Source organism: Erythrobacter sp. HI0063 (assembly GCF_001635685.1).
Lineage (GTDB): Bacteria > Pseudomonadota > Alphaproteobacteria > Sphingomonadales > Sphingomonadaceae > Qipengyuania.
This window is the reverse complement of the sequence record NZ_LWFF01000057.1, coordinates 1-15,512: the sequence shown is the minus strand read 5'-3', so window position 1 is coordinate 15,512 and position 15,512 is coordinate 1. Positions and strand designations below refer to the sequence as shown.

Genomic DNA, 15,512 nt, shown 5'->3' with positions numbered 1-15,512 from the left:
GTATCATTCCTTCTGCCGCCTCAGCGGACCTCCATATGTCGTCGAGCCGTCAGCCGGCTGCGGTTGGCGTGTTCGTCATCATGAGCGCGCCAGGCTCAGCCGCTGCATCTTCGCTGCGTAGGCGCTGTCGGTCTCGTGCGCTTCGGCGTCGGGATCGCCGACATAGAACGTGTCGTCGCGCCACATCGCGTGCATCACGATGGCAAGCTTGCGGGCGACCGCGACGCGCGCCTTGGCGTGGCACTTGGTCTTCGCGAGCTTCAGCCCCCATGTCTTGATCGTGTCGCGGCCCTTGAACCTTGTGAGCATCGCCGAAGCGGCCTCGTAGAGCGCGCGTCGCACGTCTGGGTCGCCCGCTTTGCTGATCCGCCCCTTTACGTCGATCGATGAGCCAGACTGCCAGCGGCGCGAGGTGAGCCCGAAGTAGGCCGCGACATTGCGCGAGCGGCGGAACCGGGCGGGATCGTCGATCGCACTCTTGAAGCTCAGGGAGGTCACTGGGCCGACGCCCGGGATCGCCATGAACCGGCGGCACAGCTCGTCGCGCATCGCGAGCTGGGTGACCAGCTTGTGCAGGATCAGATACTCCGCCCACAGCGCTGCGCGGGCTCGGAGCATGCACTCCATCAGCCCGGCGGTCATCGCATCGTCTGCGACCGCCTTGCGCACCGCCTTCTCCATCGATCCGCGACCGACCTTGCCGAGCCGGATCCCGAACACCTTCAGCGAGTGGCGGATGGCGTTCTCGATATCGAGGAACTTGCGCTTCAGGTTGCGCCGCTGCACCAGCAGCAGGCGTATCCGGTAGCAGTCTTCGGTCTTGATATGCGCCTCGCGAAACCACCCGGTGCGCATGATATGGGCGATGCCGAGCGCATCGGCGGCATCGGTCTTGTTGCGCTGGGCCGACAGCGCAGCGCGCACATGGCGGGTCTCCAGGCAGACAGCGGGAAGCCCCAGTTCGATCAATCCAGCATGCAGCCACGGCGAGATCGATCCCGCCTCATGGCCGACCCGGCGCAGACGCCCGGCAAAGCGCTCTAGCGCATCGGCGATCAACTGCGGCTCGGTCGGGACCTCGGTCTCCAGCACCACCTTGCCGTCATCGCCCACCACGCAGATCGCGGTCTCCTCGATCGATACATCGAGGCCTGCAAAGTACTCCATCATCCGACTCCTTCGCTTGCGTTGAACCGGAGCGGAGGAAGCGCCGAGCGCGGGAGAGGTGCAAGCAAGATCACCAGCGAACGAAGGTGGCGCACCCTTCGTGCGCGCCGCCAAGTCCTCGCCAAATACAGCGGCACTCAATTATCCCTTAAAAATCGGACGCTTACGGACACTGGTTCTAGGGTCAGGCAAAGCTACCTAGCGATGCGACGGATGGAGCGAGACTGCACGCGAACGGGTGCTGGGAGCGCATCGAAACTGCGCCCGCGCAACAAGCGAACTGCCGTGACAGGACATGTAAAGCGGCTGACGGTCGGCGGTCGGTTAGCCCTTGTCGGGCCGTGCGAGCGCCTCTGCCCTGAGCCTGTCGAGGCGCTCGGAACAGACCTCGTGAACCACACGGCCCAGTTCCTCGACCTGCTCGCCAAACCATTCAAGCTCTTCCTTAGTGATGCGGTAGTGTTTTGAGTAGCGCGCCTTGACGTATGCTTCTTTGAGCTTTTCGAAGCGCGCGCGGTTGCGCTTGGTTTTGCGCGGCCAGACATAGGTAAGGCGCGGATCGATGCGCTCGGCCTGGGTACGAAGAAATCCGAGATTGTGCACGTGAGGTGTGTAGAACGTGCAGACCAACAGCACGCAGTGATAAAGACGCTCTGTGGATTGGTGAAGAATGAAAGCAGCGTCACGCCACTCTTCCTGCCCCAGGAAAAAGTGGAATCCTTTCTTCGCGCTCGTCGCAAGAGGAAACCACTCGTCGAAATACTCTTGCGCCATGGCGAGCGCTTGCGTAGGCGTTTTGGGCTTGGGCGTGTGGAGTTCGGTGTCATCAGACTGGTAAAGCGCGATCCCGTCCTGCTTCACATCCATGAAAAAGTAGCGCCCATGCGCAAGCCCGTCGTTCACCTCCTGCAAGGTGTGAACGATGAAATTGACCGGCGTCTTGAGCGACTTGGTCACGCCGTATTCGCGCATCAGCCGGTCATCAAGCTTAGCCCAGTATTTGACCCGGTCGACCAGCCGCTTATCGTTGACAATGATGAGTAGGTCATAGTCCGACTGATAGCCTTTGGCGGTGTGCGGCTCATCGACCCAGGTCCCGCGTGCATAGCTGCCGTAGAGGATTACCTTCAGGATGCGCCCGGCCTTCTTCCATTCGTGCTTCGATAGCGCGAAGGCATCGTCGAACTCCTCGAAGATCAGCTGTACCACGCGCTCGATCTCGCGCTGCTTTTGCGGGGGGCAGATGATCGAGGTCGGTCTTCATCTCTCGATCCCTAGCAAGCTGTTTGGCTGCTTGCACCTGCCCAGTGACGAAGAGCGCGTGGCGATGGCGCCACCCATAGCGCTGAGGAGCCGCGCGCGGGCAGCTCCACGTTAGCAACAATCCGACTAGGATTGTTCGTTAGCAAAGTTAAGGGACGCTGGGGCGCAGCAATCCTGCGGGTTTGCGGCCTGTTTGGGTTCCCGATAGTCCGAGTTTTCGGTTCCCGATCGTCCGTGCCCCCCGGTTCCCGATGGTCCGAAGCGGTCACAGCGCTATCCACAGGGGCAGCCATCCGCATTTCTGGGGATGGAGCTTGATTTGGAGCGGTGCTATCCAAGAGTTGCCGCAGTCTTTCAATCTGACTTCTGGGCAATCCTAGCCAAGCAGGCGTCATGCCACTGCACGCAAAGCTGCCAGTGTGCGCGCTTGCTTGATCTCCCGCACGCTCTGCAACTCGCCACCGTCCAATAGTCGCGCAATCTCTGCGGCCACTTGATCCGCCGCAATGACGAGCGCGGTATCCAGATGCACATAGCGCTGGGTGACGCCGCGCGGGGCATGACCGAGTAGGCCCGAGATGGTCAGTTCACTGAATCCTTGCGCCGCTGCCATGCTGGCAAAGCTGTGGCGCAGGGTGTGCGGTGTCACTTTGTCCAGGCCTGCCCGCACGCAGACCCGGCCCAGCACCCGTACGACGCCTATAAAATGCCCATCGCCCCAATCCGCCGGGAAGATGAAGGGCGAATGACTGGACAAAGCTTGAGCCTCCAGCACTTGCATTGCTGAGTCTCCGGCCACGCGGGACTGCGGACCGGACTTGGTATCCGGAAAACGGACGAGATTGTCGTCGGGCTGAACCCATGCCTTGTGCATTGCCAGCACTTCCATGCGGCGAAAACCGGTGAGAAGCATGACGCGGATCGCAGCAAGGCCGGTCGGGTGTTCGCCCTCGCGTTCCATCTGCGTCATCACCTTGCCAAGGTGACGGATTTCGCCAGCGCTCAGATATCGCTTCACCTTCTGCGAGGCCATGATGCGCACGCCTGTTGCCGGACTAACCTCAATAATGCCGAGGCGGCGGGCGTGATTGAGTAGAGCGCGAAGTGTGCTGATGGCGCGGGCAGCAACGCCTGAGCCGCCAGCCGTTTGCCCACCTCGGCCTGTGCGCCTCGCTCGGGCGGTTCGACCAGCCGCAATATCACCTTGCAAGCGTTCAATATCTGCCAATTTCAATTGGCTGACCACGCGATTGCCGATCAGCGGCTTAATGTGGAGTTCAATACGGCTTCGATCACCTGCGATTGATGACGCCTTGATGGGGCGGCGATTGCGTCCGATCAGCCGACCGGCTTCGGCCTCGGCAAGATACCAATCGCAAACTGCTGCGATTGTCAGCCCCGTGCGGGCCGAGTGCCGTTCGGCGGATGGGTCGGCTCCGTCGATCACGGCGGCGAGCTTCTTTTGAGCGAGGTCGCGGGCTTGTTCGACAGTCAGGACTCCATACTGGCCTATGACACAGCGACGGGTCCTCGCCTCTTGGTTTCGATATTGGATGATAAAGGTTTTGGTGCCGCTGGGTTTCACGCGAACGCCAAAACCGCGCAGTTCGCTGTCCCAAAGGAAGGTGTCGCGCCCCCGGTTGGATTTGAGCGCCTCGACGGTGCGTTTAGTCAATCTGGTCATGCGATTTGTCCGTGATTTGAGTTGTCATTCCTTTCGAAGTTGCTCCTGCGCTCCGGCGGCCCACGCGCTTTATATTTGCTTCCCCACGCAGGTGCAGCATGGCCGGGGAAGCAGGGGGGAAGCAGTAGGAGGGAAACCGCCGGAAATCGCAGCGTACTAACGGCGACTCGGAGTGAAAAGTAAGCAATTGATATTGCGTGGAATACCGCATATTTCACTAAATTCGGAAACGGTAGCGAAAATGCGAAGGGGCAGTTGCCAAGGTTGGGGTCGGGCGTTCGAATCGCCTCGCCCGCTCCATTTCCAAAACATTCGGATGATATCGGCGCAGCCCTTCGGGGCCCGGCGCGCGCCGTTCCGCCGTTTGCGCCTCTAATAGATCAGCCACATCGCCCAGCCGCCCAGCAGGTAGCAGAAGCCTGTGATGAGCAGGATGCCGACGACGTTCAGCCAGATGCCGCCCTTGGCCATCTGCGCGATCGTGACCGATCCGGTGCCGAACACGATGGCATTGGGCGGCGTGCCGACCGGCAGCATGAAAGCGCAGGTCGCCGCCAGCGCGACCGGGATCAGCAGGCTCATCTGGTCCATTCCGATGCCCGCCGCCACGCCTCCCAGGATCGGAATGAAGGTGGCGGCGGTGGCGGTGTTGCTTGTCACTTCGGTGAGGAAGATGGTGAGCGTCACGACTGCCGCGACCAGCAGAATCGTGGGCAGCGCCTCAAGTCCCGCGACCTGCGCGCCGAACCATCCGTCGAGCCCGGTTGCCGCAACCGCGCTGGCAAGGCTCAGGCCGCCGCCGAACAGCAGAAGCACGCCCCATGGCAGGCCGTTCTCGGCATCGCGCCAGTCCAGCACCATCTCGGTCCGTCCGCGTGCAGGGATGAGGAACAGCGCGATACCCGCCCCGATGGCGATCGCGGTGTCGTCCAATTCGCCCAGCCAGGGGGCGGGGGCGGCGATGGAGGGGATATCGGCAAGAATTCCGGGCACGATCCACAGGAACGCCGCCGCGCAGAACACGAACAGGACCGCGCGCTCTCCCTGACCCATCGGACCGAGCTTGCGGATCTCGTCTGCGATCATCGCTCGCCCGCCGGGTATTTCGGCGAGCGAGAAGCTGTAGAGGAAGCGTGTCATCAGCACCCAGGAAACGAGGATGAAAACGAGCGCCAGCGGCGCGCCGATCATCATCCATTCCAGAAAGCCGATGTCGCGTTCCAATTCGTCCGCGGCATAGCCAGCGACGATGGCGTTGGGCGGACTGCCGAGCAGCGTGCCGAGCCCGCCGATACTGGCCGCCCAGGCGATGGCGAGCATCAGGCAGACGCCGAACCGGCGAATATTCTCGTCTGGCAGCGCGGCGATATCTTCGTGGCTCTCCAGCGGCGCCCCTTCGACGGCGGCACTCTTTTCGACCAGCAGGGCGAGAAGGGACAGGCCGATCGGCAGCATCATCAGCGTCGTCGCCGTGTTCGACACCCACATCGACAGGAACCCGGTCGCCAGCATCATGCCGAGCACGATCCGCCGGGGTTCGGCGCCCACGCGCTCGAGCGTAAGCAGAGCGATGCGGCGATGCAGCTGCCATTTTTCCATGGCGATCGCGATCAGGAAGCCGCCCAGAAACAGGAAAACGATCGAACTGGCATAGGGCGCCGTCGCCTCTCCCACGGTGATCGCGGTGAGGGCAGGGATGAGAACGATTGGCAGGAGAGAAGTCGCCGCAAGCGGTATCGCCTCGGTCATCCACCAGATCGCCATCAGCGTGGCAATCGCAGCGACGAAGCGAGCGTCCGGCGGAAGGCCCTGCGATCCGCCCAGCGCCAGCCAGACGACAAGCGCGGCGATCGGGCCGAGAACGCGCAGGCTCCAGATAAGGCGCGCGGAACGCCCACTGTCAGATGTCATTCCAAGTCCCTCCCGTGGTCGCCAGCTATGGCGCGACGCGGTCGGGGCGCAAGAAATTTCGATTGCCGTGCAGGTCGGGACTCGCAAGCCATGCCGTTCGTCACCGTCCGATCTCCTTTGGGCGAAACAAGGCTTGCACCGCGCGTTCGGATCGCTAATGGCGCGCGATATGTTGTATCGTTCAAACCACTCGCCACTCCGCACCGCGTCTTCGCTCGCCGCGCTCGCTTTCGCTCTCGCCGCCACGCCCAGCTTCGCGCAGGCCCAGGCACAGGTACCGGCACAGCCGACCTCGGCCGATACCGACAGTGCCCGGTCCGCTGGCGAGGACGATCTTCACAATCGTCAGGTCGGTCCCGACGGCGTCATCGTCGTGACCGCGCCCGGCCTGGAACAGCTCGACGTACTCGCCGGCACGTCGCTTGTCGAAGGGCGCGAATTGCAGCGCGAGATGAATGGCCAGATCGGCGAAATCCTCGCCAAGCAGCCGGGCGTGTCCGCCACCAGCTTCTCGCCCGGTGCCTCGCGCCCGGTGCTGCGCGGCTTCGAAGGCGAGCGGGTCAAGGTGCTGATCGACGGGATCGGCGCGATCGACGTGTCGAACACCTCCGCCGACCACGCCGTCTCGGTAGAGCCGCTGACTGCCGAGCGGATCGAAATCCTGCGCGGCCCCGCGGTCCTTCTCTACGGGAGCCAAGCCATCGGCGGTGCGGTGAACATCATCGATAAGCGCATCCCGACCCGCCGCCTCAACGAACCCTTCCATCTCGACGTCCTGGCCGAAGCCGACACCGCCTATGATCTGAGAAGCGGGGCCGCCTCGCTCGATTTGCCCTTGGGCGAGTATTTCGTCGCCCATGTCGACGGGTCGTATCGCAACACCAATGACCTGGAGGTGCCCGGCTTCACGTTGTCGCCCGCCTTACGCGCGGACATCCTCGCCGATGTCGCAGAAGAGACCGCCGAAGGTAATCTCGAAGAAGCAGCCGAATTGCAGGAAGCCGCCGACCAGCGCGGCATCCTCCCCAACAGTTATACCGAAACCTATTCGGTGAATGGCGGCCTCACCCTGTTCGCGGGCGAGAGCAATCTGGGCTTTTCGGCAGGCTATTACGACAGCGCCTATGGTGTTCCGGGCCGTCCGGGCACCGGCCATGCGCATGGCGATGAAGGGGGCGAGGAAGGCGAAGAAGAAGGCGGCGAAGAGCAGGTATCGATCGGGCTCAAGCAATTTCGCGCCGACATGCGCGGCGAACTCGCACTCGGTGACGGCTTCTTCTCGATGCTGCGAACGCGGGTCGGCTATTCGGACTATACCCACACCGAGTTCGAAGGGGACGAGGTCGGCACCGTGTTCGACGTCGCTGGCATCGAGGCGCGCGCCGAGCTGGTTCAGAACGACAGCGGCCGCCTCGGCGGAACGCTGGGCGTCCAGTATTACTACCGCGATTTCGAAGCGATCGGGGACGAGGCCTTCGTCGCGCCCAACCGCACCGATCAGTTCGCGATCTTCGCGCTCCAGGAATACGATCTCGACTTTTTCCAGATCGAAGGCGCCGCGCGCTACGAAATGGCGAATATCGAATCGGTCCCGCTGGGCGTCGAACGCGATTTCGACCTGTTCTCGGGCGCGCTGTCGCTGGTCTACGAGCCGGGCGGCGACGACCGCCTTCGCATCGGCATCACCGGATCGCGGGCCGAGCGCGCACCGGGCGGCGAGGAATTGTTCGCCAACGGCCCCCACATCGCCACGCAGGCCTTCGAGATCGGCAATGTCGATCTGACCAAGGAAAGCGCCTGGGGCCTCGAAGGCTTCGTGCGCGGCGAGGTCGGCCCGGCGACGGTATCGGTCTCGGTGTTCCAGAACTGGTTCGACGACTACATCTTCCTGCAAGCCACCGGCGCGGAAGAAGACGATCTGCCGGTCTTCCAGTATCTCCAGTCCGATGCCGACTATTTCGGGATCGAAGGCGAGGTGAAACTGCCGCTGGTCCAGTCCGACCGCTTCACGCTCGGCGCCGATCTGCGCGGATCGTATATCGAGGCCAAGCTCGACGACGGCACCCCGCTGCCGCGCATCCCGCCATTCAGCGCCCTTGCCGCCCTCGATGCAGGTTTTGCCGGGATCGACGGCCGGGTCGAGGTGCAGTATTTCGGCGAACAGGACGAGATCGCGCCGTTCGAGACGACCACCGACGATTTCACCTTCGTCAACGCCTCGCTGGCCTTCAGCCCCTTGCGCGGAAACGATCTGGTGCGCGTGATGGTGAAGGCGGACAATATCTTCGACGTCACCGGGCGCCGCCATGCCAGCTTCACGAAGGATTTCGTGCCGCTGGCAGGCCGCAATTTCAAAGTCAGCCTGCTCGCCAGCTTCTGACGATAGCCGGTCGGAAAACCCGGCAACGCCAATCCCGATCGGAAAGGCGGCGCCGGGTTTCTATCGCTCTCAGTCGGTCGGACGCTCGACCGCGCCTTCCGCCCGACCTTCGGCGCGAGCCGCTTTCAATTCCGCTTCCATCCGCTTGTCGCGTTCGGCCACCGTGCCGATCCTGCCGCGCACCTGGCCATAGGCGAACACCATCAGCAACCCGCCGATCACGGCAAGGTTCTTGAGCGCCGCCTGCGCCTGGGCCGGGTCGGTGACCTGGTAATGGAACAGCACGATCGTGATCGCGGTAAAGCCGGCGAGAACCACGGCGGCCAGCCGCGTCATGAACCCGCTCGCCAGGATCAGCCCGGCAACGATCTCGAACACGCCGGTCGGCATGGCGAGGCTGCCGGGAAGGGTCGTCTGCGCCGTGATGTATTCGGCGGTCGAGGCCGGATCCATCACCTTGTTGAGGCCGGCCAGAATGAACAGCAGCGCGATACAGATGCGCCCGGCGATCGCCGCAATGGTAGCCATGAAATCTCTCCCCGTTTGGTCGGGGACGGATCATGGCACCGCGCTCAACCTTTCTCCAACTGGAAAGTGAGCGCGGCGTGGTCGCGCAGGCGCTCGACGAGCGCTTCGCCCAAGAAACTGCCCGGCGTGCCGACTCCACCAGGCTCGTCGCATTCCAGCAAGGCCATGCCGGTTTCGCCCAGCATCCGGCTGGTCGATCCGTAACCCGGATCGTAACGGCCCTTGACCGCGTAATGCATCCGCTTCCCATCGGGCCATTCTCCCACGAAGACGAGATCGTAATGGCCGTTCTCGCGTTCTTCGGCACTCGGGCCCTCGCCGGGTTTGGGCGGCTTCGCGCCGAAGGGGTTCTTGAGCATTTTGGTCACCGCATCGGAGGCGGCCTTGCCTGCCTCGCCGGGGCTGGTCAGCATCATCTCATCGTAACGGAAGTCTTTTCCGTAGGGATGGCCGCGCAGGTAATTGGTGCGGTGGACGTTCTTCGTATTGATCGAGGCCATGATGAAAGGGGCGGCCCATTTGCCCAGCTCGTCCTCGTAATGCGGGATCAAGCCGTTGGGCTGGTCCGGCCCTTCGAAACCGGGCGTCAGCGCGAAGGGATCGTTGAGGATCTTGATCAGGGATGGCTTCTTCGCCGCCGCCTTCATGGTCGCACCGAGGCTGGCGGCGGTCCCGCCCGAAAACGTCCCCTGCATCGCGCGCACCCGGCCCTTCACACGCGGAGCGGGACTGCCGTTCTGCGTCTTGCCTTCCTTCTGGAGCATCAGCACGCCCAGATCGAAGGGGATGGAATCGAACCCGCTCGAAAAGCAGATGCGCGCGCCGGTCTTCTTGGCGGCTTCGTGATGGAGCGCGATCTGTTCGTGCATCCAGGCCGGTTCGCCGCAAAGATCGGCATAATCGGTGCCCGCTTTGACGCAGGCGGCGACGAGGGCATCGCCGTAGAGCTGATAGGGACCGACCGTGGAGAGCACCACGCTCGTGCGCTCGCACATCGCATCGAGCGAGGCGGTGTCCTCCGCATCGGCGACAATCAGAGGGGTGGAGGACGGCGCACCGATCTCGTCGCGCACCCGCTCGAGCTTGCCTGGGTCGCGGCCCGCCATCGCCCATTTCGGAGCATCGGCGGCGCTCCCATATTCGCGGACGAAATGTTCGGCGACGAGGCGGCCCGTGTAACCGGTCGCCCCATAGACCACGATATCGAATTCGCGTGCGGATTTGCTCATCATCGTTCTCCCTGTAGCGCCTGAATGCGCGCGGGGAGCTTTCGAGTCAAAGCCTCGGCAACGTCACCCCGCGCTGGCCCATATATTTGCCCGCCCGGTCGCTGTAAGTGACTTCAGGCCGTTCGTTGCCCTGCAGGAACAGGAACTGGCACGCGCCTTCATTGGCGTAGATCTTCGCAGGCAGCGGCGTGGTGTTCGAAAATTCGAGCGTCACATGCCCTTCCCAGCCCGGCTCCAGCGGGGTGACGTTCACGATGATCCCACAACGCGCATAGGTGCTCTTGCCGAGGCAGATGACCAGCACGTCTTCGGGCACGCGGAAATATTCGACCGTGCGGGCGAGCGCAAAGCTGTTGGGCGGGATCACGCAGACATCGGTTTCGCGATCGACGAAGCTGTTGGCGGCGAAATCCTTGGGATCGACCACCGCGCTGTCGACATTGGTGAAGATCTTGAACTCTGGCGCGACCCGCGCATCGTAACCGAACGAGCTGAGCCCGTAGGAAATGCAGCCGTCGCGCCGCTGCGCTTCGACGAAGGGCTCGATCATGCCCTCGTTCAGCGCCTTGTCGCGGATCCATTTGTCGGAGAGAATCGCCATTGGAATGTGATCGCCGATGGCGGACCGGCGGGCAAGCGTTGCCGCGCATTTACCCTCAGTCGATCTGGGTGGCACCCAATTGCGGGTTCATCGCAGTGATGTGATTGAGCCAGGCCTTGGGACGCCGCAGCATCTTTTCGGGATAGTCCACCTTCACGCCGACCATCTGCGCGATCGTGCCGACGAAGTGGATGCAGTTGCGCGTGTCGAGATCGTAATACTTGCCCGGCGCGTGGCGCCAGCGGAAGACCTCGCGCCGGATGTCGTGATATTTGGCATCGTCCACCGTCACAGTGAAATGGCGATTGGTGGAGCGGACGTATTTGTCCTTCTCGGTCATCACGATGTGTTTGACCGGCCCGGCGAGCACGGCGGGCCCAGCGCTCTTGGCGGAGAAGCCGTAATTCTCCTTTACCGGGGTGCCGTCATCCAGCGTCCCTTCCATCGAGATGAAGGTGTGGGGATAGCGCCCGAACAGCACCGACCCGTCGAAGCTGTGGAAGGTCACCCGCACCTCGGCTTGCGCGGCGGCGGCCCAGAAAAGGGCGGTCAGGGCGAGAACGAACTGGGTCAGGATACGCATGATGCGCGTCCTAACCCGTTCGTGTTTGAACCTTCAATGAAAAGGCGCGTCAGAGCGATGCGAGCAGCGTTGCATTGCCGCCCGCCGCCGTGGTGTCGATGCAGACCACGCGCTCGGTCGCAAAGCGCGCGACGTAATGCGGGCCGCCCGCCTTGGGGCCACTGCCCGACATGCCCTCGCCGCCGAAGGGCTGGCTTTCGACGACCGCGCCGATCTGGTTGCGGTTGACGTAAAAATTGCCGACCCGCGCCCTCGCCTCGACGAATTCGCGCGTCGCTTCCAACCGGCTATGGAGCCCCATCGTGAGGCCGTAGCCGGTCGAATTGATATCTTCGACCACCTGGCCCAGCTGATCGGCGCGATAGCGCACGACGTGCAGGATCGGCCCGAAATTCTCGCGCTTCAAATCGAGGATCGAATCCATCTCGATGATCGTCGGCGCGAAGAAGCATCCGGCGGCCAGCCCCTTGTTGAGCTTGCGCCGCCAGACCTGCCGCCCGTTCTTCTTGCGCCGGGCGACGTGCCGTTCGAGCGCGGCCTTGGCGTCGGGATCGATCACCGGGCCGACATCGGTGGCGAGATCCTGCGGATCGCCGATCGTCAGCGCTTCGAAGGCGCCGCGGATCATCGTCAGCATCTCGTCAGCGACGTCTTCCTGGATGTAGAGCGTGCGCAGGGCCGAACAGCGCTGGCCTGCGCTCTGGAAGGCGCTGGCAACGACGTCGCGCGTGACCTGCTCGGGCAGGGCCGTCGAATCGATGATCATCGCGTTCTGGCCGCCGGTCTCTGCGATCAGTGTGGCGATCGGCCCCTCGCGCGCAGCGAGACCGCGATTGATCGCCTGGGCGGTGGCGGTCGATCCGGTGAAGGCTACGCCGGCAAGGCGCGGGTCGGACGTAATCATCTCACCGACCTCGCCAGCGCCGGGCAGCAATTGGAACACTTCGGGCGGAATCCCCGCCTCGTGGCACAGCCTAACCGCGAAGGCGGCGATCAGCGGCGTCTGTGGGGCGGGCTTGGCTACAACAGTGTTGCCTGCTGCGAGAGCCGCGGCGGCAGGGCCGATGAAAATCGCCAGCGGAAAATTCCACGGGCTGATCGTGGCGAAGACGCCGCGCCCGGCCATGGTCAGCCGGTTCTCTTCGCCCGTCGGGCCCGGCAGCATGATCGGCTCGGCGAATTGGCGCCGCGCCTCGAGCGCGTAATAGCGCAGGAAATCGACCGCTTCGCGCAGTTCGAGCACCGCGTCGGGCAGGGTCTTACCCGCCTCGCGCTGGCACAGCGAGAGGAATTCGTCAGTGTGCTCCTCGAACAGATCCGCCGCCTCTTCCAGCAAGAGCGCACGGCGCTCGCCCCCGAAAGCGTTCCAGCGCGGCTGGATCTCGAGCGCGCGGGTGATCGCATCCTCGACCTCGTGCGGCAGCGCATCGCGCCGCGTGCCGACTTCGTCGTTCAGATCGTGCGGCTTGTCGATCGGGGCGATCTCGCCCTCTTCGTCGCTCATGAAAGTGGGCTGGGCGTGCCAGTGCTTCTCTTCGAGCGCTTCCAGACGCTCCAAGAGCGGTTCGCGCACCAGCGGATCGGCGAGGTCGATCCCGGCGCTGTTCACGCGGTTGGGGAAGATATCCTTCGGCAGCGGGATGTCGGGATTGCGGCGCGGCGCCATCGCCGCCAGCTCAGCGACCGGATCGGTGGCGAGATCCTCGGCAGGGACATCGACGTCCGCCATGCGATTGACGAAGCTGGAATTGGCCCCGTTTTCGAGCAGGCGCCGCACCAGATAGGCGAGCAGATCCTTGTGGCTGCCGACCGGCGCATAGATCCGCACCGGGGTGCGCGCATTGCCCTCTTCCTGGGCGAGAGCGCCGTAGATGTCCTCGCCCATGCCGTGCAGGCGCTGAAACTCGAATTTGGGCGTATCCTGCCCGCTCGACGCTGCGCGCCCTTCACGCTCGGCCAGCGATTTGATCGCACCGACCGTGTAGGCGTTGTGCGTGGCGAAGGCGGGATAGACCAGATCGCCCGCCGCCAGCAGCCGTTCGGCACAGGCGAGATAGGACACGTCGGTCGCGATCTTGCGCGTGAAGACAGGGAAATCCTTGTATCCGCCCACCTGGCTCAATTTGACTTCGGTATCCCAATACGCGCCCTTCACCAGCCGCACGAACAGCTTGCGCCCATGGCGCCGTGCCAGCTTGGCGGTCCAGTCGCACAGCGGAACGCCGCGCTTCTGATAGGCCTGGATGGCGAGGCCGAAACCGGTCCAGCCGCCCGCCTTGCCGTTCGCGAACAGGCTGTCATCGGCCACCAGCGCTTCGAACACGTCGAGCGAGAGGTCGAGCCGTTCGGCTTCTTCCGCATCGATGGTGAAATGCATGTCGGCATCGCGCGCCCGGCTCGCCAGAGCGTGGACGATCGGCACGAGCGCAGCGACGGCGGCATCGCCATGCATGAAGTCATATTTGGGATAGAGCGCGGACAGCTTGACCGAGATGCCCGGCGATGTGGTCAGCCCCGATGCAGTTTCGCGCGAGAGGCGATCGATCGCCTGTTCGTAGGATACGCGATAGCGTTCGGCATCGTCGAAGGTCATCGCCGCTTCGCCCAGCATGTCGAAACTGTGCGTGAGGCCGCGCGCGCGCTCGGGCTGGGCGCGCTTCAGCGCTTCGTCGATGGTGCGGCCAAACACGAACTGGCCGCCGAGGATGCGCATCGCCTGAAGCGTGGCCTTGCGGATCACCGGTTCGCCGAGGCGATTGACAGCCGCCTTCAGAGTGCGGCGCATGCCCTTCTGGCTTTCCAGCGGACGCTCCAGCACTTCGCCCGTCAGCATAAGCGAGAAGGTGGCGGCGTTGACGAAGGTGCTGCTGCTTTCGCCGAGATGTTCGCGCCAGTCGATATCGCCGATCTTGTCGCGGATCAGAGCATCGGCGGTCTGCGCATCGGGCACGCGTAACAACGCCTCGGCGAGACACATCAGCGCGATGCCTTCTTCCGTAGCGAGGCCGAATTGCTGCAGGAAGGCGTCGATCCCGCTCGCCTTGCGCTTGCGCGCGCCTTCCACCAGCCGGACCGCCAGAGCGTGCGAATTTTCATGCGCCTGGCTGACGGCGCGCGCTTGGTCGAGACGCTCCGCGATGCAGGCTTCTTCCTCCATCCGGTAGGCCTGTCGCAACACCGTCCTGTCGAGCGGATCGGAAGCGATCGCGCGCGTGGTGGCGCGGCTGGACGAGGCGGGCATGTGCTGAGAATGGACGTTCATGCGTGAGCATGTGGACCCCATGAGGGTCGCAATCAAGCGAAGTCGACTCCCTATCGAGGGTCTTGGGCCTGCGCGGCGAACCACGCGTCGATCCGCGATGCCGCAGCGTCCGGCACATGCAGGCCGAGCTTGCTGCGCCGCCAGAGCACGTCTTCGGCGGTGCGGGCAAACTCCTCGCTGGCAAGATAGCGCAGCTCCGCTTCGTAAAGATCGCCGCCGAAATGTTCGCCCATCCGGTCCATCCCGTCCGCCGTTCCGATCACGCGGTCGATCCGCGTGCCGTAGGCCCGGACCAGACGGCGCAGGAGCTTGGGCGGCAGCCAGGAATGGCGTTCGCCCGTGCGCTTCAGAAACTCCTCGAAATCCGCCATGTCGCCGCCCGGCAGCGGCGCATCTTTCGTCCACGCATCGCGCATCGGCAGATGGCCGGACAGTTTTTCGAGCGCGTGTTCGGCGAGCTTGCGGAACGTGGTGATCTTGCCGCCATAGATCGACAGGATCGGCGCGGCGTCCTCTTCGGCGTCCAGTTCGAACACGTAATCGCGCGTAACGGTCGAATCGCTGTCGGCGTGATCGTCGTAGAGAGGGCGCACACCCGAATAGGTCGAGACAATATCTTCTTCCGCGATGGACGTGCGGAAATATCCGCCCACCGCTTCGCGCAGATAGGCGCGTTCTTCCTTCGATATGGCGACCGTGCCGGGATCGTCGTCGAACGCTTCGTCCGTCGTCCCTATCAGCGTATAATCATGCTCGTAGGGGATCGCGAACACGATCCGCCCGTCCTCTTGCTGGAAGATATAGGCATGGGCGCCCTTATAGAGGCGCGGCACGATGATGTGGCTGCCCTTGACCAGCCGCAAGCGCGCGGGCGTCCCCCTGCCCAACGCCAGCCCTGCGATCC

General features: G+C 63.6%; 10 protein-coding genes and 1 pseudogene. 1 reads left to right on the top strand and 10 read right to left on the bottom strand.

The features are described from left to right. Positions 1–78 precede the first annotated feature (78 nt). The 4 genes and pseudogenes from A3736_RS02345 to A3736_RS02330 form a co-directional block, all read right to left on the bottom strand. A complete protein-coding gene (locus tag A3736_RS02345; protein ID WP_067678685.1) occupies positions 79–1,167 on the bottom strand; it encodes an IS110 family transposase in 1,089 nt (362 codons plus the stop codon). 324 nt (positions 1,168–1,491) lie between these two features. Next, positions 1,492–2,431, bottom strand: a pseudogene (locus A3736_RS02340) (nucleotidyltransferase). Between the two features lie 390 nt (positions 2,432–2,821). Beyond that, positions 2,822–4,114, bottom strand: a complete 1,293-nt coding sequence (locus A3736_RS02335) for a site-specific integrase (RefSeq protein ID WP_067678679.1) — start codon at positions 4,112–4,114, stop codon at positions 2,822–2,824. A 372-nt stretch (positions 4,115–4,486) separates the two neighbouring features. Then, positions 4,487–6,025, bottom strand: a complete 1,539-nt coding sequence (locus tag A3736_RS02330; RefSeq protein WP_067678677.1) for a DASS family sodium-coupled anion symporter — start codon at positions 6,023–6,025, stop codon at positions 4,487–4,489. A 169-nt stretch (positions 6,026–6,194) separates the two neighbouring features. Here A3736_RS02330 and A3736_RS02325 point away from each other — a divergent pair, with 169 nt between their 5' ends. Beyond that, on the top strand, positions 6,195–8,405 hold the full coding sequence (locus A3736_RS02325) for a TonB-dependent receptor (RefSeq protein WP_067678682.1): 2,211 nt from the start codon (positions 6,195–6,197) through the stop codon (positions 8,403–8,405). 69 nt (positions 8,406–8,474) lie between these two features. On the opposite strand, the gene A3736_RS02320 is transcribed toward A3736_RS02325, so the two are convergent. The 6 genes from A3736_RS02320 to glpD all read right to left on the bottom strand — a co-directional run. Next, a complete protein-coding gene (locus A3736_RS02320) occupies positions 8,475–8,933 on the bottom strand; it encodes a DoxX family protein (RefSeq protein ID WP_067678674.1) in 459 nt (152 codons plus the stop codon). Positions 8,934–8,977: 44 nt separating this feature from the next. Then, the gene (locus tag A3736_RS02315) at positions 8,978–10,162 is read right to left on the bottom strand and encodes a trans-acting enoyl reductase family protein (protein ID WP_067678671.1); all 1,185 of its coding nucleotides are present in this window, start codon (positions 10,160–10,162) and stop codon (positions 8,978–8,980) included. A 46-nt stretch (positions 10,163–10,208) separates the two neighbouring features. Further along, a complete protein-coding gene (dcd, locus tag A3736_RS02310; protein WP_067678668.1) occupies positions 10,209–10,763 on the bottom strand; it encodes a dCTP deaminase in 555 nt (184 codons plus the stop codon). A 55-nt stretch (positions 10,764–10,818) separates the two neighbouring features. Next, a complete protein-coding gene (locus tag A3736_RS02305; RefSeq protein ID WP_067678665.1) occupies positions 10,819–11,346 on the bottom strand; it encodes a hypothetical protein in 528 nt (175 codons plus the stop codon). Positions 11,347–11,395: 49 nt separating this feature from the next. Next, the gene (putA, locus tag A3736_RS02300; RefSeq protein ID WP_067678662.1) at positions 11,396–14,608 is read right to left on the bottom strand and encodes a bifunctional proline dehydrogenase/L-glutamate gamma-semialdehyde dehydrogenase PutA; all 3,213 of its coding nucleotides are present in this window, start codon (positions 14,606–14,608) and stop codon (positions 11,396–11,398) included. A 50-nt stretch (positions 14,609–14,658) separates the two neighbouring features. Continuing rightward, positions 14,659–15,512: glycerol-3-phosphate dehydrogenase (gene glpD / locus A3736_RS02295; protein ID WP_156501930.1), on the bottom strand; the 854-nt coding region annotated here is incomplete at its 5' end.